Genomic DNA, 20,114 nt, shown 5'->3' with positions numbered 1-20,114 from the left:
GTACCTCCAGGAAAGTGTCGCGGAGCGGGACTCAGCCCGCCTGCCCGCAGGAATGAAGACCCTGAGCCACCGGCGGTACCGGTGGCTCAGGGTCGCCGAACGCTCCGGGCGGTGGAAGCCGCCCGGACCACTCCTTACTCAGCCGGCCGCCGCCTTCAACGCGTCACCGAGCGCGTTGGCCTCGTCGGGAGTCATCTCGACGACGAGCCGGCCACCGCCCTCCAGCGGGACCCGCATGACGATGCCCCGCCCCTCCTTGGTGACTTCCAGCGGACCGTCGCCCGTCCGCGGCTTCATCGCCGCCATGTTGTCTCCCCTCAGACCTACACCAGGGTCGGTGGGTTGCCCCACAGCCACTTCGTCACGACCACCCGCAACTGTCGCGGAGGTGTCAACAAACGATTTTCCCTGATGAACACCGCCGGACCCAAACCGGAGCAGCATTGATGTAACAGCATCTAGCTTATCTTGAGAAGGCCTGTCACAATGTGCGGTCATGCAGGCACGGTCGGCACTCTTCGACCTGTACGGCGACCACCTCCGGCCGAGGGGTGGCCGCGCACCGGTTGCTGCCCTGGTCAAGCTGCTGGCGCCGCTGGGAATCGCACCGCCAGCCGTTCGCACCGCCGTGTCCCGGATGGTGCGTCAGGGCTGGCTCGAGCCGCTCCGGTTGATCTCCGGACCGGGATATTCGATCACACCGAAAGCCGCCCGACGACTCGACGAGGCGGCGTCCCGGATCTACCGGACCGGCCGGGTCACCTGGGACGGCCGGTTCGATCTGCTGGTGTTGGAGGCCCCGGGCTCCCGACGGGACCGGCAACGGCTGGCCGCGAACCTGAGCTTCCTCGGCTACGGCACGCTCGACGAGCAGACCTGGGTCGCCACCCGACCCGCCGACGACGTCGACCTGATCCTGGCCGAGGCCGGCATCCGGTTCGAGCGGTTCACCGCCTCCCACTTCTCCGGCACCCCCGGCGCCATGGGTGTGGTCCGGCGGGCCTGGAACCTGACCGAGATCGGCCGCGCCTACGAGCGGTTCGTCGCGGATCAGCGCCCCCTGCTCTCCGCCGTCACCGTGCGCAGCAGCGACGAGGAGGCGTACGCGACCCGGTTCCGGCTGGTGCACGCGTGGCGTACCTTCCTCTTCCGGGACCCGCAGCTGCCCCCGGCGCTGCTGCCCGAACGCTGGCCCGGCACCGCCGCGGCCAGTTTCTTCGACCGGCACGCCGCCCGCCTGCGGCCGGCCGCGGACCGGTACGTCGAGCAGTGCCTCGACGCCGGCAACCGCCTCGTCCGACAGAAGGGTCGTTAGACACGTGACCGAGCCGCTGCTCGTCGACCGGACCGACGCCGTCGTCACTCTCACGCTCAACCGGGCGAACGCGATGAACGCGCTCGACGTGGCGCTGAAGGAGGCGCTGCGGGACACCCTGGCGGAGCTGGAGACCGACCGGTCCTGCCGGGCGGTAGTGCTGGCCGGGGCGGGCGGCTCGTTCAGCGCCGGCCAGGACCTGCGCGAGCACGTGGCGACGCTGGAAAACGCGGCGAGCGATCCGCTGGGTACCGTCCGGGCGCACTACAACCCGATCGCCGCCCGGCTCGCCAACCTGCCCAAGCCGGTGATCGCCGCGGTTCGTGGGATGGCCGCCGGCGCGGGCGCGTCGCTTGCCTTCCTCGCCGACATCCGCATCGGTGGCCCGTCCACAAGCTTCCTGATGGCCTTCGCCAAGGTCGGCCTCGCCGCCGACACCGGCGCCTCGTGGACCCTGCCCCGGCTGGTCGGCCACGCCAAGGCGGTGGAGCTGCTGATGCTTGCCGAGCCGGTACGCGCCGAGGAGGCCTGCCGGATCGGCCTGCTCAACCGGCTGACCGACGACGACGAACTGGTGCTGCCGACCGCCCAGGAGTTGGCCGCGCGCCTCGCCGCCGGTCCGACTGTCGCGTACGGGGCGATCAAGCGGCAGCTCTCCATCGCCGACGCCGGCACCCTCGCCGACGCCCTCGCGGCGGAGGCGCAGGCCCAGTCGATCTGCGGCGCCACCGCCGACCACCGGGCGGCCACGTTCGCCTTCGTCGGCAAGCAGAAACCGGTCTTCGAGGGACGCTGAACGCGATTCGGACGCCGCCCTTACCGTCCTCGAACACGGGCCGCCTAGCGTCGGCGTCCATGAGCGACCGGGAAGCGGTGGCGCATCTGCTGCGCCGGGCCACCTTCGGGCCGACCGCAGACGAGGTGGACGCCGCCGAGCGGGCCGGACCGGCGGCGACGGTGGACCGCCTGCTCGATCCGGGGCGGGCCGACAGTGGCGCGGCGGCCACCCCGCCGCCGGCGCTGGCCCCGGATCCGTACGCCCGACTGACCGGCGAATCCACCCGCGAGCAGCGCCAGCAGGCCAACGCGGAGCGGCGCAAGCAACTCCAGCAGGTCACCGGCTGGTGGTTGGACCGGATGGTGGCCGCCGAGGACGGGCTGACCGAGAAGCTGCTCTTCTTCTGGCACGGGCACTGGGCGACGAGCGCGCAGAAGGTCAAGTCGGCCCGGATGATGCAGGGCCAACTGGACACGCTGCGCCGACACGGACGCGGGCCGCTGGCCCCGCTGGTGACCGCGATGGTGCGCGACCCCGCCCTGATCATCTGGCTGGACGGGCAGAAGAACACCCGCAAGGCCCCGAACGAGAACCTGGCCCGCGAGCTGATGGAGCTGTTCACCCTCGGCATCGGCGCCTACACCGAGGCGGACGTGAAAGCCGGTGCGCGCGCCCTGACCGGGTGGGTGGTCGACAGGCGGACCGGGGTGGCCCGCTTCGCGGCCAACCGGCACGACCCCGCCGAGAAGACGATCCTCGGGCAGCGCGGCCGGTTCGACGCCGAGTCGTACGCCGGGCTGCTGGCCGCCCAACCCGCGGCGGCGACGTTCGTGGCCGGGCGGCTCTGGTTCCGCTACGCCGGCACCGACGTCCCGGCCCCGGCGGGCCTGTCCGGCGCGGACACCATCGCGACCCTGCGGGCGATCCTCACGGCGTCGGCCTTCGCCCAGACCCGGGGCACGCTCGTCAAGCAGCCGGTGGAGTGGCTGGTCGGCGCGCTGCGGCAGCTCGGTATCCGACCGGCCGCCCTGCCGGAGCAGCAACACAAGCAACTACTGGCCAGCCTCAACGCGCTGGACCAGGTGCCGCTACGACCGCCGAGCGTCGGCGGCTGGCCGGCCGGGGCGGCCTGGCTGACCACCTCCTCGTTGCAGGCGCGGCTGCGGACCGCCGGACTGCTCGCCAGCGCGGTGAATCCGGCGGTGCTGGCCCGGCTGACCGCCGCGCCCACCGCCGGCCGGGCGGACGCGCTGGCGCGGCTCCTGGTGGTGGACGGCTGGAGCGCGCGGACCCGGGCCGCCCTCACCCCGCTGGCCGGCGAGCCCCGCAAGCTGCTGGCAGCCGGCCTGGTCAGCCCCGAATACACAGTCAGCTGAGCGGAGGAGTCGACATGGACACCCAGACCCGACGCAGGTTCCTGCTGACCAGCGGGGTGGTCGGCGCGGGCGCGCTGGCCGCCGGCGCCGGCGCGTACCGCCTGCGGGACCTGCTGGACACCGGCGGCGACCGTGATCCCCAGTCCCGCACGCTGGTGCTGGTGACCCTCTACGGCGGCAATGACGGGCTCAACACGGTCATCCCGTACGGCGACCCGGCGTACCGGGCGGCCCGTCCCGAGCTGGCCTATCCGGACGCGGAGGTGCGGCGGTTGGACGACGGCTTCGGCCTCAACCCGGCCCTGGAGGGTCTGCACCGGCGCTGGTCGAAGGGTGGGCTGGCGATAGTGCGCGGGGTCGGCTACCCGAAGCCGGACCGCAGCCACTTCCGGTCGATGGACATCTGGCACACCGCGCAGCCGGACCGGCCGGGCAACACCGGTTGGTTGGGTCGTTGGCTGGACCGGGCCGGCGGCGACCCCCGGCTGGCGGTCTCCTTCGAACCGGCGCTGCCGCCGCTGCTGGCCGGCGCGCAGAGCGCCGGCGCCGCCGTGCCGGTGACCGACCGGAAGGCAGCCAAGGGGCTGCCCGCGGAGACCCTGACCGCGCTCGCCGCCGCCGAGGCGGGTGAGTCGGCGGCCCGCAGCCGGGCAGCCGCCTGCTTCGCCGACCTACGGTCGGTGGACGAGATGATCCGCCAGGTCCGCGACTCCGCCGACCCGGACCCCGCGGACCCGGACGGCGAGCAGGCCCCCGCGACGGCCACCGGCGGGGCCCGCACGCCGCTGGACGCGCAACTGGACCTGGTCGCACAGTGCGTCGAGGCCGAGGTGTCCACCCGAGCCTTCTCGGTGTCGCTCGGCGGCTTCGACACGCACGCGGACGAGAAGCAGTTGCAGGCAGTCCTGCTGGGGCAGTTGGACCGGGCGCTCACCGGGTTCGCCGACCGGATGAGTCGCACCGAGGCGGGACGGAAGGTGGTGGTGGCGGTCTACTCCGAGTTCGGTCGCCGCGTCCGGGCCAACGCCTCGGACGGCACCGACCACGGCACCGCCTCGGACATGCTGCTGCTGGGTGCCGGCGTACGCGGCGGTTGGCACGGTGCGGCACCGAGCCTCACCGATCTCGACGACGGCGACCTGAAATACACCACCGACTTTCGGGACGTCTACGCCACGCTGCTGGAACGGGTGCTGGACACCGACCCGGGCCCGGTGCTCGCCGACTGGCGGGGACGCCTCGACAAGCTCTTCTAGTCGTCCTCTTCCGGGTCCTGGTTGGCCTGCTCGCCCAGCACGAACGCCTGCATGGCCAGCTCGTCGCCGGCCGGCGAGACGAAGGCGGGCAGCTCACGCGGGCCCAACTCCTGCACGTACGACCAGAACAACCGGACCGCCTCGGCCCGCGTGCCGGCCTCGATCGGCAGGTCGAGGCTGACCAGCCAGGTGCGCCGCGCCGGGGGCGGGCCGAGCTGGTCGGCAAGCGCCCGGAAGGCCGCCGGCTCCAGCGCGGTGACCGGCCCGTCGAGCGTCAGCAGATCGGCCGGCACCGGCTCGTCGAAGGCCCGCCGGGTGTACGTCACGACGACAGTCACCGGCTCGACCGGGGACTGCGGGTCGTCCGGGTCTTCGCGGTGGCGCTGACCCGGCGTGCGCACCCGACCCAGCGCGACCAGCCGCGGCGGGCCGTCGACAAGCACCGCCACCTGGTCTCCCGGGCCGGGCCGGGCGAGGTCGTCCAGCCCGGTCAGCTCCAGGGTGTCGTGGTGCACGAGCCGCTCTGCCTCGTACCGCTCGGCTGGCAGCAGCACGGCCCAGGCTCCCACGCCGTCGGCGCGGCCGGATCCGCCGGCCCGGTACGCGGTCTCGGTCGTCATGCCTGCCATCCCATCACGTCGCCGCGGGGAGCGTGACGTGACAGCCGACGATGTGATCGTCGACCATGCCGGTGGCCTGCATCAGCGCGTACGCGGTGGTCGGGCCGACGAACCGGAAGCCGCGCTTCTTGAGCGCCTTGGCCATCGCCGTCGACTCCGGGGTGATCGGCGCCAGCTCGGCGAACGAGGCGGGGCGGGCCGGTCGGGGCTCCGGGGCGAAGGACCAGAGCAGGGCGGACAATCCTTCCGGCACCTCCAGCGCGGCGCGGGCGTTGGCGATCGCCGCCTCGATCTTGGCCCGGTTGCGGACGATGCCGGCGTCGGCGAGCAGTCGGGTCACGTCGGCGTCGGAGTAGCCGGCGACGCTCGGGAGGTGGAACTCGTCGAAGGCCAGCCGGAACGCCGGGCGTTTGCGCAGGATGGTCAGCCAGGACAGGCCGGACTGGAACGCCTCGAGCGTCATCCGCTCGTAGAGCGCGTCGTCGCCACGCAGCGGCCGACCCCACTCGGTGTCGTGGTAGACGGCGTAGTCGGGGGTGCTCGACCCCCAGGCGCAGCGAGCCAGCCCGTCGGCGCCGATCACCAGGTCAGTCACGTCGTACACGCTAGGGCATCGCTCCGACACCCCATTGCCGCCGGCACCGGGCTGGCCGCCCGCGCCGGGCACGGTCAGGGCAGCCGGCCCTGCTCCACCAGCCTGGCGAACCTCTTCAGCGCCTGGGTGAGGCCGAGCTTCGAGCCGGGCCAGAGCACCGGCCACGCCAGCCGACCGGCGCGACCGCCCGGCAGGTGGAACCACTCGTGCCAGACGACCTGGGTGCGGTCCCGGCCCAACTGGGTGCAGCGCAGCACACCCGGGCCGCGCAGCAGCTGACCGTAGTGCACCACGCCGATCTCGTACGGTTCGTCGACCCGGACCACCCGCATCTCGTCGCGCAGCACGGCCCGGCCGAGCGCGGTCACCGCCTCCACGCGGCTGCCCTCGCGTCCGTCGCCCTCGACCACACGCACCCGGGTGAACGGGATCCAGTCGGACTGCCGGTCCCAGGCGAGCAGGGCGGCGAAGACCCGCTCGGCAGGCGCGTCGACGATCACTGTGGCGGTTACCTCACCAGCACCGGGTTGGGCGGCCTCACGAAGATCGTCGGCGCCCCCCGGGCCGGTCACGCCGACTCCGACCGAACCGTCGCGCCGTGCTGCCCGGTGCCGTCGGCGGGCTCGCCGTGGGTCTGCTCGCGATCGGCCGCCGCAGCGCCTGCCGGCGGGTCGGCCGGTGCCACGCCGTCGGAATCCGCAGATGACGAGGTGGCGGCGGGCAGCGCCTCGGCGCTTGTCGAGCCGACCGGGGCTGCCCCGGAGCCCGGCTCAGCGGCCGGCGTCACGACCGCCGCGTCGGTGTCGGCCGCATCGGACTCCGCCGCGTCGGAGTCGGCCGCGTCCGCGTTCACGGCGTCGGTGTCGGCTGCCTCGGACTTCGCCGCGTCGGGCTCGGCCGCGTCCGCGTTCACCGCTCGGCGGGCGGACTGTTCGCGGGCGTCGCGCAGCACGTCCGCGTCGTCGATGCGGCCCGCACGCAACGCGGTGACCTCCGCCTCCAGTACGCCGATCAGCTCCGACTTGTAGCCGATGTCGTAGGCGGCACGGCGCATCGCCTGATCGACCTGGGCCATCCGGTACCCGCGCAACCCGGTGTCGAAACGCACCGCCCCCACGTCGGATTCACGCAGTGGCCGGCTGCCGGGCAGCGCCACGGCCTGCGAATCCGGTTCGGCGGCCACCAAGCCGGGATCACGGCCGCTGACCAGCACCGTCACGCCGAATATCACCGCTGCGACCGTCAACGCCACGACCAGGAGGAGCAGAAGCTGACCCATGTACTGATCGTGGCACGGCAGCCGGCCGGGAGCGACCCCGCCACCCGTCCCGATCCGATCCGTACCGACGCCGGCCGGAGCCGCGGCCGGACCAGCGACTAGCGTCGGGGTCGGCCGACGCGGCAGCGACGGCGGACTCTCAGGAGGCGGGAATGGCCGGGGCGCTTCGGCTTGGCGGTCGCACGTTCGCCCCCGACGAGCTGGTGGTGATGGCAATCGTCAACCGCACCCCGGACTCGTTCTTCGACCGGGGAGCCACCTACGCCGCCGACAGCGCGCTGCGCGCCGTGGAGCGGGCCGTGGCAGCGGGTGCGGCGATCATCGACATCGGCGGAGTCAAGGCCGGGCCCGGCGCGGAGGTGGACGTCGTCGAGGAGATCCGCCGCACTGTCGACACCATCGCCGCCGTCCGGGCCGCGTTCCCGGAGGTGGTGATCTCCATCGACACCTGGCGTGCCGAGGTGGCGACGGAGGCGGTGGCCGCCGGCGCCGACCTGCTCAACGACACCTGGTCGGGTGCCGACCCGGCCCTGGCCCGGGTGGCCGCGCGGACCGGCGCGGGCCTGGTCTGCTCGCACGCCGGCGGCCTGGTCCCACGGACCCGGCCGCACCGGGCCGCCTTCACCGACGTGGTAAGCGACGTGGTCGCGACGGTGACCGGGCTCGCCGAGCGAGCGGTGGCAGCAGGGGTGCGCCCCGACGGCATCCTCATCGACCCGGCCCACGACTTCGGCAAGAACACCCGGCACTCGCTGGAGATCACGCGTCGACTGGGCGAGCTGACCGCGACCGGCTGGCCGGTGCTTGTGGCGCTCTCCAACAAGGACTTCATCGGTGAGTCGCTGGACCTGCCGGTGCCCGACCGGTTGGAGGGAACGCTCGCCGCGACGGCGGTCTCGGCCTGGCTCGGCGCCCGGGTGTTCCGGGCCCACCAGGTCGGTCCGACCCGTCGGGTGCTGGACATGGTGGCCTCGATCCGGGGCAACCGTCCGCCGTCGGCGACCCGCCGTGGTCTGGCCTGACCGTCGTCCGGTCGTCGCCGGAACCGACAGCCGGCGGGCGTGCTACCCGCCCGATCGCCGGCGGCGGTGACGCTCAGGTCCAGCGGAGGATGTTCCTCCGCCAGGCGTAGAGGATGCCGAGCGCGAGCACCGCCACGAACACCGCCATCTCCACCACCGTCACCAGACCGAAGCCCGGCCGGTCGAAGACCACCGCCCAGGGGAAGAGGAACACCGCCTCGACCGCGAACAGCACGTACAGGTACGCGTAGACGTAGTAGCGGATCTGCATCTGAGCCCAGTCCGCGCCGACCGGGTCGAGCCCGCACTCGTAACTGGCCCGCTTGCCCGGTGGGTCGGCCGGGCGCGCCGGACGTAACACCCGGTTGGCCGAGAACGCCGTAACAAAGAACAGAACGCTGGCGAGCAGCAAGAGCCCGAGCGTCGCGTACGAGCCCAGGTATCCGGTCACAGTCGGGAGCCTACCGTCCGCCCGGAGGGGTCGTCCCAAACACGTTACGGATTTGTTTCCGGATGGGACTAGTGCGCTGGGGCAACTGTTGCCGAACATTGGACCCCCACCCATGCACCGGAGGACAGATGGCCCGCCTGAAGGCATCGCCCGGTAAGCGGGCGGAGAGGCGGCGCCTCATGTCCCTGCTGGGGACCTCGCTCACGCTCGGTCTGCTCGCGGCGCTCGCCCTGGGGCCGGCCTGGGCCGGCGCGGCAACGCCGCAGGCGGATCCGGTCGTGGCGACCACCGACCCGGTGAACGAACCCGGGGGTGAGCCGGGGAGCAGCCCCACCGAGGACCCACCCCCGACCGAGGAGCCGGGCGGGTCCCCGGAACCGAGCACCCCGGCACCGGAGACCACCGCGCCGCTGCCGGAGTCGCCGCCACCGGCACCGGAGACCACCGCGCCGGAGGTGCCGCCGGCACCGAGCGTCACCGCGCCCGCGCCGGGTGGACCCCCCACACCGGCGCCCCCGGTGCAGCCCGCGCCGCCGGCCCCGCCGGTCCGCCCGCCCGCGCCGGGTTCGGAGGCGCCCCCGCCGAATCCACTCGGTGTGCAGGTCACCACCCAGGACGTCACGCTCCCCACCGCGTACTGGAACGCGGCAAGCACCGCCACCACCCTGCAGGTCACCGTCAACAACACCGGCACGACCGCGCAACGGATCCGGCTCTCGTACACGCTGCCGGTCGGGCTTACCGACGCGGGGACCAAGGGCTGCGCCGCCGCCGGTGGGGGTACGTACCACTGTGGGGCCTGGACGGCCGCGGCCGGCGTCCGGTTCAGCGCGGTGCTCCGGCTGCGGGTCGACGGCACCGCGTGGCGGCAGATGCCCCTCGCCGGCGTCGTCCAGGTCGTCGCGGACGCCCCGGGGGTCCCCGGGGAAGCGGTCGACGACCAGGGGTTCGCTGTGCTCTTCCCGCCCGGCCCACCGGCGCCCGGGATCACGCTGGCCGCCGACGAGGTCGCCTTCGACATCAGCGGCACCGCCAGCACCCTCACCCTCCGGCTGGGCAACACCGGCACGGTGGACGCCGCCGGCCGGGTCGAGGTGGTCCTGCCGGGCGGGGTGACCGTACCGGCCCCCCCGCCCGGTTGCGTGACCGTCGACCCGACCCGGACCCGCTGCGACGCGGGCACTGTTGCGGCGGGCCGGGCCGCCGAGGTGCGGCTACCGGTGGAGGCGACGCCGCAGGCCCAGCGGGAAGCGCCGTTGTCCGGTGCCGTGATCGGCCAACTCGACCCGCGCAGCGGCGCGACCCGGCAGATGCAGATGAGTTTCCGGATCACCGCGGCAGCGGCGCTGGCCACGCCTGTGGTCTCACCGCCCGCGCCGACCGGCTCCCAGGGCGTGCTTGCCGGGGGTGCCGCCGCCGGGCAGGACGGGACGACCTCGGTACGGCGTACCGCGATCCTCCTGATCGTGGTTTCCGCGCTGCTTGTGGTGCTTGCTCTCGCGCTGGCCACCATCGCGCTGCGGCGGCGGTTCGCCGGCGGCCCGACGCCCGAGCCGACGGCGCACCCCACCGACTGATCGACGGGCGGCCCCGGACCGGCGGGGTCCGGGGCCGCCGGCGCCGACAAGTGGTGATCTGAATTACGGCGGGCGGGTTATAACGCCGCAAAGACGGTCAATTATCCGCTCAGTCCGGTCCCATTCGGCGGACCTCCGGCAATGGTTAGGGCTCCCTTAGACGTAGGCTCTCAGATGAGGTACGACAGCGGCCGGACCAGCCTGGGGCGGTGCGGTGAAACGTCGCGTCAAGGAGGTTCAGTGGCCGGGCAAGGCGAGGTCGCCATCATGTTCAGCCGCCAGCGCGACCGCGCGCAGCGGGCGCGAGGTGCAGACGCGAGCGCGAGGAGTGAGCTGACTTTGCGAGCCCCACAGCCGCGAACGAAGGTGGCACAGTGACCAAGCAGATCCGTCAACTCGACCGGGTGGTTATCCGGTTCGCCGGTGACTCCGGCGACGGCATGCAACTGACCGGCGACCGGTTCACCTCGGAGACGGCGCAGCTCGGCAACGACATCTCCACGCTGCCAAACTTCCCCGCCGAGATCCGGGCTCCCGCCGGCACCCTGCCCGGCGTGTCGAGCTTCCAGGTGCACTTCGCCGACTACGACATCCTCACCCCGGGTGACGCGCCGAACGTGCTGGTGGCGATGAACCCGGCGGCCCTCAAGGCCAACCTGGCCGACCTGCCGCGCGGCGCGGACATCATCGTCAACACCGACGAGTTCACCAAGCGCAACCTCGCCAAGGTCGGCTACCAGGGCAGCCCACTCGACGACGACTCGCTCGCCGGTTACGTCGTGCACCCGGTGGCGCTGACCTCGATGACGGTCGGCGCGCTCGCCGACTACCAGGTGTCCAAGAAGGACGCCGAGCGGTCGAAGAACATGTTCGCCCTCGGCCTGCTCTCCTGGATGTATTCACGACCCTACGAGTCGACGCTGCGCTTCCTGGAGCGCAAGTTCGCGTCCCGTCCGGAGCTGGTCGCGGCGAACGTCGCCGCCTTCCGGGCCGGCTGGAACTTCGGCGAGACGACCGAGGACTTCGCGGTCCGCTACGAGGTCAAGCCGGCGAAGATGAAGCCGGGCACCTACCGCAACATCACCGGCAACGCGGCGCTCTCGCTGGGGCTGGTCGCCGCCGGGGTCCGCTCCGGGCTGCCGGTCTTCCTCGGCGCGTACCCGATCACGCCCGCCTCGGACATCCTGCACGAGCTGAGCAAGCACAAGCGCTTCGGTGTCACCACCGTGCAGGCCGAGGACGAGATCGCCGCGGTCGGCGCGGCGCTTGGCGCGTCGTACGGCGGGTCGCTCGGGGTGACCACCACAAGCGGCCCCGGCGTGGCGCTCAAGAGCGAGACGATCTCCCTCGCGGTGGCGCTGGAGCTGCCGCTGGTGATCGTGGACGTGCAGCGCGCCGGCCCGTCGACGGGCATGCCGACAAAGACCGAGCAGGCCGACCTCAACATGGCGCTCTACGGTCGGCACGGCGAGGCCCCGGTCGCGGTGATCGCGCCCCGGTCTCCGTCGGACTGCTTCTTCGCGGCGCTGGAGGCGGCCCGGATCGCGCTCACCTACCGCACCCCGGTGATCCTGCTGTCCGACAACTACGTAGCGAACGGTTCCGAGCCGTGGCTGCTGCCCGACGTGGAGTCGTTGCCCGACCTGCGGGTCGAGTTCGCCACCGAGCCCAACGGCGAGGACGGCACCACCTTCCTGCCCTACCTGCGTGATCCGGAGACCCTGGCCCGGCCGTGGGCGATCCCCGGCACGGCCGGGCTGGAGCACCGGATCGGTGGCCTGGAGAAGGCCGACAAGACCGGCGACATCTCGTACGACCCGGCGAACCACGACTTCATGGTTCGCACCCGGGCGGCTCGGATCGAGGCGATTCCGGTGCCGGACATCGAGGTGGAGGACCCGGACGGCGACGCCCGGGTGCTGGTCCTCGGCTGGGGCTCGACGTACGGACCGATCGGCGCGGCGTGCCGGGGGGTGCGCCAGCGCGGGCTGTCCATCGCCCAGGCGCACCTGCGGCACCTGGCGCCGATGCCGGCCAATCTCGGAGCGGTGCTGCGCGCGTACGACAAGGTGGTCATCCCGGAGATGAACCTGGGCCAGCTCGCCCACGTCATCCGGGCCCGCTACCTGGTCGACGCGATCAGCTACAACCAGGTCCGCGGCCTGCCGTTCACGGCCGCCGAGCTGGAGACGACGCTGGAAGAGGTCCTGAAGAATGTCTGAGCCCGTCGCCCTCAAGCTCACCGCGAAGGACTTCAAGTCCGACCAGGAGGTGCGCTGGTGCCCCGGCTGCGGTGACTACGCGATCCTCGCGGCCATCCAGCAGTTCATGCCGGAGTTGAACATCCCGCGCGAGCGGACCGTCTTCGTCTCCGGGATCGGCTGCTCGTCACGCTTCCCGTACTACATGAACACCTACGGGATGCACTCGATCCACGGCCGCGCCCCGGCGATCGCGACAGGCCTGTCGGTGTCCCGGCCGGACCTGTCGGTCTGGGTGGTCACCGGCGACGGCGACGCGCTCTCCATCGGTGGCAACCACCTGATCCACGCGTTGCGGCGCAACGTCAACCTCAAGATCCTGCTGTTCAACAACCGGATCTACGGTCTGACGAAGGGCCAGTACTCGCCCACGTCCGAGGTCGGCAAGGTCACCAAGTCGACTCCCGCCGGCTCGGCGGACGCCCCGTTCAACCCGCTCTCGCTCGCCCTCGGCGCGGAGGCCAGCTTCGTCGGCCGGACCATCGACTCCGACCGCAAGCACCTCCAGTCGGTGCTGCGGGCCGCCGCCGAGCACGAGGGTTCGGCGTTCGTGGAGATCTACCAGAACTGCAACATCTTCAACGACGGGGCGTTCGAGACGCTCAAGGACCCGTCGACGCGAGATGACTACCTGATCCGCCTGGAGCACGGCCAGCCGATCACCTTCGGCGCCGACGGGCAGTTCTGCGTGGTGCACCCGCCGGGTGGCTTCGGCCTGGAGGTCCGGGAGACCAGCTCGGTCCACCCGGAGGAGATCGTCGTGCACGACGCGACGGTGGCCGACCCGGCGTACGCCTTCGCGCTGTCCCGGCTGCCCGGCCTGGACCTGCGCAACACCCCGATCGGGGTGTTCCGCTCGGTGGACCGGCCGTCCTACGACAGTGTGGTGCAGGGTCAGCTCGCGGCCGCCAAGGCGACTGTCACCGAGACGCCCGAGCAGCAGCTCGCCGGCCTGCTGGCCAGTGGTGACACCTGGACGATCCTCTGATCCGTCAGTTGTGACGAGAGCGGCCGTCCCCGAACCGGGGGCGGCCGCTCTCGTCGTACCGGCGCTTTCTCAGCGCTGGGCGGAGGCCGGCGTCCAGAGGTTGTCGATCTCCTTCTCGGTCGCCGTGAGGCTCGCCTCGTGCAGCGGGATCAGCTCGGCCATCGCCGGCACCGTGGGTGCCAGGGTCAACTCGGTGCTGATGAAGCGCGGCTCCAGCCCGGTCATTGACAGGCCGTGTGGGAGCCACTGCTCCGCATGGTCCCAGCCGTGACGTGGGGTGCCCTCGCCATAGCCGCCACCCCGGGTGGCCAACACCACGAACTCGCGGCCGGTGAGCAGACCCTCCTGCGTCGTCGGGTCGTAGGTGAGGCCGGCGACGATCAGGTGGTCCACCCAGGCCTTGACGCTGCTGGGCGCGCCGTAGTTGTACAGCGGCAGGCCGAGCAGCACGACGTCGGCCTGCTTCACCTCGTCGACCAGTCGCTCGCTGAGTTCCCAGGATTCGCGCTGGGCCGGGGTGTGCTGGTCCGGCGGCGTCATCCGAGCCAGGCCGCCCGCCGCGTCGAGGTGCGGCAGCGGCTCCGCGCCCAGATCTCGGTAGGTCACAGTGCCGTCTGGGTGAGCCGCGCGCCAGTTGGCCACCGCGCGGGCGGTGAGCCGACGGCTTACCGACCAGTCTCCCCGAATGCTCGAGTCGATATGCAGCAGATGCATTATTACCCCTCCAAGGATCGTCTGTGCAGCACCAACTATTTATAGCAGGCCGATGTTCCGATCGCTCGGTAGACTGGGTCACATGTCCGCGCAGGCGCCTGAAACCCCGGAGCACCGCTCTGGGGCGCTGCTGGACCATCTGGCCCGGCGGATGCGTCTGCGCTCGGAGTCGGTGCTGGCACCACTGGGCCTACGCCCGCGGCACCTGGTGGCGCTCACCGTGCTGCGCGACAGCGGCGGGAGCAGCCAGCAGGCGCTCGCCAGCACGCTGGAGATGGACAGCACCAACATCGTCGGGCTGCTCAACGACCTGGAAGCCGATCAGCTGGTCGAGCGACGCCGATCGCCCGAGGACCGTCGGCGCCACGTCGTCGAACTCACCGAAGACGGCGCGAAACGCCTCAACGAGGCGGAATGCGCCCTCGCGAGCGCTGAGGACGAGGTGCTCGGAGCGTTGGGGCCCGCGGACCGGGAAACGCTCTACGACCTGCTTCGGCGTGCCGTCAACACGTCACCGGCCATCTGCACCGAGGCGCTCCGCGCCGACGTGGACTCCTGCTGACGGGGCGCGGAGCGACAGTCAGGCGGTCGTCGCCGACTGAGGGCGGTCGTCGCGGACGTGCACCAGCATGTCGCCGGTCTCGATCACCGCGCCGGCACGGTCTGCCAGGGTGACCACCTTGCCCCGCCGCACCAGGGCGATCACCAACGAGTCCAGTTCGCGGGGCGAGCGACCCACCTCGTCCCGCTCCGCCGAGCGCATCGCCAGCGCCATGCCCTGACCCGGAGTGAGCAGATCCTCCACCACGTCGATAAGCGGCGGGGCCGAGGTGGACAGGCCGAGCAGCCGGCCCGCGGTCGCCGACGAGACGATCACGTGATGCGCGCCGCTCTGCTTGAGCAGTGGCGCGTTCTCCGCCTCGCGGGCCGCCGCGATGATCCGGACCTGCCCGGCGGTGAGCTGCCGTACGGTCAGCGCGACAAGTACCGACGCATCGTCACTGTCGGTCGCGATGATCACGGCCTTGGCGTTCTTGACGTGTGCCTCGTTCAGCACCGACGAGCGGGTCGCCGAGCCCTCGATCGCCACCAGACCGGCGGAGGTGGCCTGCCGCAGGGCGGCGGCGCTGCGCTCCACCACCACGATCCGCGACCGGTCGAGACCGTTCTCCAGCAGGGCCGAGACGGCACTGCGCCCCTTGGTGCCGTAGCCGCAGATGATGACGTGGTCCTTCACGCTTCTCCTCCACCGCGACAGGCGACGGCCGGTCCGGTACTGCTCGGTCAGGACTTCCAGGGTGGTGCCGACCAGGATGATCAGGAAGATCACTCGGGCCGGAGTGATGAAGAGGACGTTCACCAGCCGGGCCGACGGCGCGGACGGCGTGATGTCGCCGTAGCCGGTGGTGGAGAGCGACACGACCGCGTAGTAGAAGCAGTCGAGCAGGGTGAGTCCGTCCTCGTTGACATCGCGGTAGCCGTCCCGGCCCAGATAGACCGCGGCGACCACTGCGAAGACCAGGCCCAGGGCGGCGGCGAGGCGCAGACTCAGCGCGCTCAGCGGGCCCCGACGCTGCGCGGGAAAATGGATCACCGTCGAACCTGCCCCGTCACCGTCGCCTGCACGAGCACAACATAGCGGGTACGCCAGCCCGGACACGTCCGGGTTGCCAAGCGGACAACCGGCTCCCCTGCCCGAGCTGCACCGCTCCTGGGCACTACTGCGAAAGGCAGACGTCCTGGACGCGCGGGGTACGCACCATGCTGCTGCTGCGGCGGCGGCTGATCGACGAACAGCGGCGCGGGCCCGGACGGGACCGCCGACGGGTTCGGCAGCGGGCATGATGGGGAGGTCCCCCGACGACGACCGCGAAAGGGAGGCCCGCGTGTCATTGCTGCGACGAGTGATCGGCGGGGTGCTGCGCCGCCACCGCCAGCGTCAGGGCCGCACGCTGCGCGAGGTGGCCGAGTCGGCCGACGTCTCGGTGCCCTACCTGTCGGAGGTCGAGCGGGGCCGCAAGGAGGCCTCCTCGGAGGTGCTCGCGGCGATCTGCCGGGCGCTCGGCATCAGCCTGGCCGACCTGCTCGGGGAGGCCCGCGACGACATGCGCCGGGTCGAGCCGCGCCTCCCGGCCGCGCCGCGGGCCGTGCTGACCCAGCTCGAGCGGGTCGACGCGACGCGACGGGAGATCGGCAACGCCACAGTGTTGGTGGCCCCCCGGTGGGGCGGGTTCGTCCCGCACGACCGGCCGGGGTTGAGCGAGCCGGTCCTCAGCATCGACTCGATCGCCTCCGCTGGCGGCTCGCACCCCGGCCCGCGTACCCCCTCCCGGCCTGGTGGCGAGCCGGCCCGGGCTGGCGCGCGGCGGCTGACCGCCGCGTAGGCCGCGCCGTTCTGCCGTCGGCGGATCTGCCGCCGGCAGAATCCCTGGGCCGCGGGCCGCCGTGGCCCGCACGCTGAAGGGGCCGGTCCATCGGGCGGTCCCACCGCTCGCCGGCGTGGTGGAAGGCGGCGGCATGATCTCCTACGGGGTACGGATGCTTGACGGCGCGCAGCCGTCCTTCGGCGACCAGGTGTTCGAGCGGCTGCTGCGGGAACGGATCGTCTTCCTCGGCACCGAGGTGACCGAGGAGTCGGCCAACCAGATCTGTGCGCAGATCCTGCTGCTCTCCGCCGAGGACTCCGACCGGGACATCTTCCTCTACATCAACTCGCCGGGCGGGTCGGTGAGCGCGGGAATGGCGGTCTACGACACGATGCGCTACGTCCGTAACGATGTGGCCACGCTTGCGCTCGGGTTCGCCGGCTCGATGGGCCAGTTTCTGCTCTGTGCGGGCGCCGCCGGCAAGCGGTACGCGCTGCCGCACTCGCGGATCATGATGCACCAGCCGTCCGGTGGAATGGGCGGCACCGCCTCGGACATCACCATCCAGGCGGAGAACATGCTGCACGTGAAGCGGACCATGCAGGAGCTGATCGCTCAGCACAGTGGACGGACCCTGGCCGAGATCCAGCAGGACTGGGACCGGGACCGGTGGTTCACCGCCGAGCAGGCCCGGGATTACGGCCTGATCGACCAGGTGCTCACCCGGGCCGGGCAACTGCCGACGACACCCTGATCGGCCGGTGCCGCCACCACTGGCGAAAATCGGGTAGCGGGCGCCTATTAGGGTCACGTCTATGCGTCGCTTGATCCCCACCCTATCGATAGCCCTCGCCGTCGCCCTCGTCGGCGGCTGCGGCACCAAATCCGACAACCCCGCGGCACCTGCCGCCTCGGCCCCCCCGGCCAAGCTCGAACCGGTCGCTGCCGTCAAGCAGGGCATGGACCGCAGCCTCGCCAGCTCGCTCAGCATGCAGGCGTCGGTGAAGGCCGGCCCCCAGTCGATCACCCTCAGCGGAAAGATGGACCCCGCCGCCAAGGCGATCCAGATCAGCGGCAACGCCCCGGAACCGATCGAGGTCCGGCTGATCGGCGAGGCCGCCTACATCAAGTCGGAGTCGATGGAGGGCGAGAAGCCCTGGATGAAGATCGACCTCGGCAAGCTCAAGCCGACGAGCACGCTGCGTCAGTCGTTCGACTTCAAGTCGCAGACCGGTCTCGTCGGCGGCACCGTGTCCGCCCAGGAGGTGGGCGGTGGCCGTTACACCGGCGTCGCCGATCTCAACAAGGCGGCCGAGGCCGCCAGCACCGAGGCCGGCATGCGGGAGGGCATCGAGTCGTCCGCCAAGTTGGCGAAGGACCCGACCGCGATTCCGTTCGAGGCGACCCTCGACGCCGACGGACGCCTCACCATGCTCTCCTACACGATCGCCACGAAGTCGCTTGGTGACCTCGTCACCGAGATGCGGATGAGCGACTTCGGCAAGTCGGTGACGGTGGAGGCCCCGCCCGCCGGCGACACCGAGGCCGCCGCCGAGGAGATGTACGCGTTCCTCTGATCAACAAGCACGTCGTCCGGCACGTGGGCTGCGGGTTTTCCGCGGCCCACGTGCCGTTGGGCACCAGACGCGACCCGGCAGGACACCCGCTGCGGTAAGGCTGTACCTGAGGTCACAGCACCACGGGTAACAATCCGCGGCGCCGATCCGTCCTCGTGGCAGACGACCACAAGGGAGACAAATGTTCGCCGCTCACGGCCCGGCGGCACCCTCCCAGGACAGGGAGCGTTGCCGGTCGATGTACCTTCGGCGGCATGAGTGGGGGCCGAAAACCTGGCAGCCGTATCCGGCGACGGCAGGTCAGCGAGGATGAACGCGCCGCGGCGGTGGAGGCGTACCGCGTGGCGGTCGCCCGTCTGCAGCACACCGCCTACCGCAACCTGCGGCAGTCCGTCGCCTACGCCACGATCTTCGTCGCGGTCATGGCCACCTTTATGATCTTCATCGAGCAGCCCACTCCGACGACCTTCCCGTGGTACGCGACCTCGGTCCTCGGTGGCGCGTTCGGCCTGTCCACCTACGCGGTGCGAGAGCCGCGCCTGCGGCGCTACCTGCTCGCGGCTGCCGTCGTCCTCGCTGTCGTGGGCATGACCGGCATCGTCCGCACGAACTGACGCTGTGCCGTACGCTTCCCGGCTCTGCTCGGACACTGTCATGCGGCTCGATGTCATACCGCGAATCCAGGATGGGTCTCATGAAGTTCCTCCTCACCTCCGCAGGCATCAGGAACCCCAGCATCTCCAGCGCACTCGTGGACCTGCTGGGCAAGCCGATCGCCGAGTCCAACGCCCTCATCATCCCGACCGGTGTGTACCCCTTCCCCGGTGGTGCCGGCCGGGCGTGGCAGGCGATCTCCGGCACGGCCCCGCACCCGATGTGTGACCTGGGCTGGAAGTCCCTGGGGGTGCTGGAGCTCACCGCGCTGCCGACCATCCGAGAAGAGAACTGGGTCCCGGCGGTCCGCGAGGCCGACGCTCTGCTCGTCTGGGGCGGCGACGTGCTGTATCTGACCCACTGGATGCGTGAGTCCGGCCTGGCGGATCTCCTGCCGTCGCTGAACGAGTCGGTCTACGTGGGAATGAGCGCCGGGAGCATCGCGGTGACCCCCTACAACTGCGACGCGGAGTTCGACCTGGCTTTCGTGCCGGACGGCAGCAATATGGCGGTCGGAGCCGACCGGGCGCTGGGACTGCTGGATTTCACGCTGTATCCGCACCTGGACTGCGAGGGCATGGCGGACGCCACGGCGGCCAACATCGAGAAGTGGGCGTCCGGGATCCCGGTCCCGACATACGCGATCGACGATGAGACGGCGATCACAGTGGTCGACGGCGCAGTGGAGGTCGTCTCCGAGGGCAACTGGCGGCTGTTCAACCCTTCCTGACGCCGGTGCTCCATACTCAGATGCCGTGACCACCGATCATGGCGCCCTTCCCGTGCTTGTCATCGACGGGACGTCCTTCTCCGATCTCGATGGCCTCGCCCGCGAGTTCTCACGGCTGCTCGGCCACTCGACGTGGAACGGCAACCTGGACGCCCTCAATGACATCCTGCGCGGAGGCTTCGGGACACCTGCGGACGGATGGGTACTGAGGTGGGTCAACTCCGAGCTGTCGCGAGACGCGCTCGGCTACGACGCCACCGTCCGATGGTTGGAGCAGATCCTCCGGACCTGCCACCCGTCACACCGGGCAAGCATCACGGCCGAGATCAGCGACGCGCGACGCGGCGAGGGACCGACGCTGTTCGACAGAATCGTCGAGATCATCCGTCACTACGGCCCGGGCGGCGACGAGTCCGAGGACGGCATCGTCCTGGAGTTGGCCTAGCTTCCGGGCTGGACATCGTGACGCAGTGGCAGTGGGAACCGGTGACGCTACCGCCCCGATCGGCGACGCTGACGAATGCTGCGGGTGAATGGCTGCATAGCCGTACGCGC

The 20,114-nt window shown here is 71.3% G+C and carries 22 protein-coding genes and 1 pseudogene; 15 read left to right on the top strand and 8 right to left on the bottom strand.

The genetic code is table 11. The features are described 5' to 3' along the window. Positions 1-138: 138 nt before the first annotated feature. Entirely contained in the window at positions 139-306 is a 168-nt protein-coding gene (locus tag AB0B86_RS05220) for a DUF3117 domain-containing protein (protein ID WP_007455245.1), read from the bottom strand. A gap of 190 nt (positions 307-496) precedes the next feature. Between AB0B86_RS05220 and AB0B86_RS05215 the strand changes: the two genes are divergently transcribed. From AB0B86_RS05215 to AB0B86_RS05200, 4 genes are read left to right on the top strand one after another with little or no spacing between them, the layout of a single operon-like run. Continuing rightward, complete coding sequence (locus AB0B86_RS05215; protein WP_357075855.1) at positions 497-1,315, top strand: PaaX family transcriptional regulator C-terminal domain-containing protein; 819 nt, start codon at positions 497-499, stop codon at positions 1,313-1,315. A 4-nt stretch (positions 1,316-1,319) separates the two neighbouring features. After that, complete coding sequence (locus tag AB0B86_RS05210) at positions 1,320-2,111, top strand: enoyl-CoA hydratase-related protein (RefSeq protein WP_357411671.1); 792 nt, start codon at positions 1,320-1,322, stop codon at positions 2,109-2,111. A 59-nt stretch (positions 2,112-2,170) separates the two neighbouring features. Then, entirely contained in the window at positions 2,171-3,469 is a 1,299-nt protein-coding gene (locus AB0B86_RS05205) for a DUF1800 domain-containing protein (protein WP_357415444.1), read from the top strand. 14 nt (positions 3,470-3,483) lie between these two features. After that, positions 3,484-4,725, top strand: a complete 1,242-nt coding sequence (locus AB0B86_RS05200) for a DUF1501 domain-containing protein (protein ID WP_357415440.1) — start codon at positions 3,484-3,486, stop codon at positions 4,723-4,725. Here the strand turns inward: AB0B86_RS05200 and AB0B86_RS05195 are convergent. The 4 genes from AB0B86_RS05195 to AB0B86_RS05180 all read right to left on the bottom strand — a co-directional run bounded on the left by AB0B86_RS05195 (position 4,722) and on the right by AB0B86_RS05180 (position 7,219). Further along, positions 4,722-5,345 (bottom strand): hypothetical protein, encoded by a 624-nt coding sequence (locus tag AB0B86_RS05195; protein WP_357415436.1) that lies wholly within the window; start codon positions 5,343-5,345, stop codon positions 4,722-4,724. The two genes, AB0B86_RS05200 and AB0B86_RS05195, sit on opposite strands and share 4 nt — an antisense overlap. Before the next feature lie 13 nt (positions 5,346-5,358). Then, positions 5,359-5,940: a DNA-3-methyladenine glycosylase I gene (locus tag AB0B86_RS05190; protein WP_357415434.1), complete on the bottom strand. Its 582-nt coding sequence runs from the start codon at positions 5,938-5,940 to the stop codon at positions 5,359-5,361. A 74-nt stretch (positions 5,941-6,014) separates the two neighbouring features. Next, the gene (locus tag AB0B86_RS05185; protein ID WP_357415431.1) at positions 6,015-6,512 is read right to left on the bottom strand and encodes an SRPBCC family protein; all 498 of its coding nucleotides are present in this window, start codon (positions 6,510-6,512) and stop codon (positions 6,015-6,017) included. Further along, complete coding sequence (locus AB0B86_RS05180) at positions 6,509-7,219, bottom strand: DivIVA domain-containing protein (RefSeq protein WP_357415428.1); 711 nt, start codon at positions 7,217-7,219, stop codon at positions 6,509-6,511. Before AB0B86_RS05180 ends, AB0B86_RS05185 begins: the two co-directional genes overlap by 4 nt. Before the next feature lie 152 nt (positions 7,220-7,371). Here AB0B86_RS05180 and folP point away from each other — a divergent pair, with 152 nt between their 5' ends. Then, positions 7,372-8,241, top strand: a complete 870-nt coding sequence (gene folP, locus AB0B86_RS05175) for a dihydropteroate synthase (protein ID WP_357415425.1) — start codon at positions 7,372-7,374, stop codon at positions 8,239-8,241. 73 nt (positions 8,242-8,314) lie between these two features. Here the strand turns inward: folP and ndhC are convergent, their stop codons facing one another. Beyond that, positions 8,315-8,692 (bottom strand): NADH-quinone oxidoreductase subunit A, encoded by a 378-nt coding sequence (gene ndhC / locus AB0B86_RS05170; RefSeq protein ID WP_088986508.1) that lies wholly within the window; start codon positions 8,690-8,692, stop codon positions 8,315-8,317. Positions 8,693-8,871: 179 nt separating this feature from the next. Between ndhC and AB0B86_RS05165 the strand changes: the two genes are divergently transcribed. The 3 genes from AB0B86_RS05165 (at position 8,872) to AB0B86_RS05155 (ending at position 13,518) form a co-directional block, all read left to right on the top strand. Continuing rightward, a complete protein-coding gene (locus tag AB0B86_RS05165; protein ID WP_357415421.1) occupies positions 8,872-10,269 on the top strand; it encodes a hypothetical protein in 1,398 nt (465 codons plus the stop codon). Between the two features lie 374 nt (positions 10,270-10,643). Continuing rightward, positions 10,644-12,491, top strand: a complete 1,848-nt coding sequence (locus AB0B86_RS05160; RefSeq protein ID WP_357411680.1) for a 2-oxoacid:acceptor oxidoreductase subunit alpha — start codon at positions 10,644-10,646, stop codon at positions 12,489-12,491. Beyond that, positions 12,484-13,518 (top strand): 2-oxoacid:ferredoxin oxidoreductase subunit beta, encoded by a 1,035-nt coding sequence (locus tag AB0B86_RS05155; RefSeq protein ID WP_357411681.1) that lies wholly within the window; start codon positions 12,484-12,486, stop codon positions 13,516-13,518. Before AB0B86_RS05160 ends, AB0B86_RS05155 begins: the two co-directional genes overlap by 8 nt. Before the next feature lie 69 nt (positions 13,519-13,587). On the opposite strand, the gene AB0B86_RS05150 is transcribed toward AB0B86_RS05155, so the two are convergent. Continuing rightward, the gene (locus AB0B86_RS05150; protein ID WP_357411682.1) at positions 13,588-14,232 is read right to left on the bottom strand and encodes an NAD(P)H-dependent oxidoreductase; all 645 of its coding nucleotides are present in this window, start codon (positions 14,230-14,232) and stop codon (positions 13,588-13,590) included. Between the two features lie 82 nt (positions 14,233-14,314). Here AB0B86_RS05150 and AB0B86_RS05145 point away from each other — a divergent pair, with 82 nt between their 5' ends. Then, the gene (locus AB0B86_RS05145; RefSeq protein ID WP_357411683.1) at positions 14,315-14,794 is read left to right on the top strand and encodes a MarR family winged helix-turn-helix transcriptional regulator; all 480 of its coding nucleotides are present in this window, start codon (positions 14,315-14,317) and stop codon (positions 14,792-14,794) included. An 18-nt stretch (positions 14,795-14,812) separates the two neighbouring features. Here AB0B86_RS05145 and AB0B86_RS05140 read toward each other — a convergent pair whose 3' ends face one another. Further along, complete coding sequence (locus tag AB0B86_RS05140; RefSeq protein WP_357411684.1) at positions 14,813-15,826, bottom strand: potassium channel family protein; 1,014 nt, start codon at positions 15,824-15,826, stop codon at positions 14,813-14,815. A gap of 292 nt (positions 15,827-16,118) precedes the next feature. Here AB0B86_RS05140 and AB0B86_RS05135 point away from each other — a divergent pair. From AB0B86_RS05135 to AB0B86_RS05110, 6 genes and pseudogenes are all read left to right on the top strand, one after another. Then, a pseudogene (locus AB0B86_RS05135) lies at positions 16,119-16,352 on the top strand (helix-turn-helix transcriptional regulator); the annotation flags it as partial. A gap of 397 nt (positions 16,353-16,749) precedes the next feature. Next, positions 16,750-17,352 (top strand): ATP-dependent Clp protease proteolytic subunit, encoded by a 603-nt coding sequence (locus AB0B86_RS05130; protein ID WP_357411694.1) that lies wholly within the window; start codon positions 16,750-16,752, stop codon positions 17,350-17,352. 61 nt (positions 17,353-17,413) lie between these two features. Continuing rightward, positions 17,414-18,175 (top strand): hypothetical protein, encoded by a 762-nt coding sequence (locus AB0B86_RS05125; protein WP_357411685.1) that lies wholly within the window; start codon positions 17,414-17,416, stop codon positions 18,173-18,175. Between the two features lie 254 nt (positions 18,176-18,429). Continuing rightward, positions 18,430-18,789: a hypothetical protein gene (locus AB0B86_RS05120; protein ID WP_357411686.1), complete on the top strand. Its 360-nt coding sequence runs from the start codon at positions 18,430-18,432 to the stop codon at positions 18,787-18,789. An 80-nt stretch (positions 18,790-18,869) separates the two neighbouring features. After that, positions 18,870-19,559 carry a Type 1 glutamine amidotransferase-like domain-containing protein gene (locus AB0B86_RS05115; RefSeq protein ID WP_357411687.1) on the top strand — a complete coding sequence of 230 codons (690 nt, stop codon included), beginning with the start codon at positions 18,870-18,872 and terminating at the stop codon, positions 19,557-19,559. 25 nt (positions 19,560-19,584) lie between these two features. After that, the gene (locus tag AB0B86_RS05110) at positions 19,585-20,004 is read left to right on the top strand and encodes a barstar family protein (protein ID WP_357411688.1); all 420 of its coding nucleotides are present in this window, start codon (positions 19,585-19,587) and stop codon (positions 20,002-20,004) included. Positions 20,005-20,114: the final 110 nt, after the last annotated feature.

The sequence above is a fragment of the Micromonospora sp. NPDC049047 genome (assembly GCF_040649135.1).
Lineage (GTDB): Bacteria > Actinomycetota > Actinomycetes > Mycobacteriales > Micromonosporaceae > Micromonospora.
Note: the sequence above shows the minus strand (reverse complement) of the source record. Positions and strands in the feature narration are given on the sequence as shown.

Coding starts and splice junctions, on each gene's coding strand:
- AB0B86_RS05125 (WP_357411685.1), top strand. CDS start 17,414: ATGCGTCGCTTGATCCCCACCCTATCGATAGCCCTCGCCGTCGCCCTC.
- AB0B86_RS05150 (WP_357411682.1), bottom strand. CDS start 14,232: ATGCATCTGCTGCATATCGACTCGAGCATTCGGGGAGACTGGTCGGTA.
- AB0B86_RS05195 (WP_357415436.1), bottom strand. CDS start 5,345: ATGACGACCGAGACCGCGTACCGGGCCGGCGGATCCGGCCGCGCCGAC.
- AB0B86_RS05165 (WP_357415421.1), top strand. CDS start 8,872: ATGTCCCTGCTGGGGACCTCGCTCACGCTCGGTCTGCTCGCGGCGCTC.
- AB0B86_RS05115 (WP_357411687.1), top strand. CDS start 18,870: ATGAAGTTCCTCCTCACCTCCGCAGGCATCAGGAACCCCAGCATCTCC.
- AB0B86_RS05145 (WP_357411683.1), top strand. CDS start 14,315: ATGTCCGCGCAGGCGCCTGAAACCCCGGAGCACCGCTCTGGGGCGCTG.
- AB0B86_RS05205 (WP_357415444.1), top strand. CDS start 2,171: ATGAGCGACCGGGAAGCGGTGGCGCATCTGCTGCGCCGGGCCACCTTC.
- AB0B86_RS05130 (WP_357411694.1), top strand. CDS start 16,750: ATGATCTCCTACGGGGTACGGATGCTTGACGGCGCGCAGCCGTCCTTC.
- folP (WP_357415425.1), top strand. CDS start 7,372: ATGGCCGGGGCGCTTCGGCTTGGCGGTCGCACGTTCGCCCCCGACGAG.
- AB0B86_RS05200 (WP_357415440.1), top strand. CDS start 3,484: ATGGACACCCAGACCCGACGCAGGTTCCTGCTGACCAGCGGGGTGGTC.
- AB0B86_RS05155 (WP_357411681.1), top strand. CDS start 12,484: ATGTCTGAGCCCGTCGCCCTCAAGCTCACCGCGAAGGACTTCAAGTCC.
- AB0B86_RS05180 (WP_357415428.1), bottom strand. CDS start 7,219: ATGGGTCAGCTTCTGCTCCTCCTGGTCGTGGCGTTGACGGTCGCAGCG.
- AB0B86_RS05215 (WP_357075855.1), top strand. CDS start 497: ATGCAGGCACGGTCGGCACTCTTCGACCTGTACGGCGACCACCTCCGG.
- AB0B86_RS05120 (WP_357411686.1), top strand. CDS start 18,430: ATGAGTGGGGGCCGAAAACCTGGCAGCCGTATCCGGCGACGGCAGGTC.
- AB0B86_RS05220 (WP_007455245.1), bottom strand. CDS start 306: ATGGCGGCGATGAAGCCGCGGACGGGCGACGGTCCGCTGGAAGTCACC.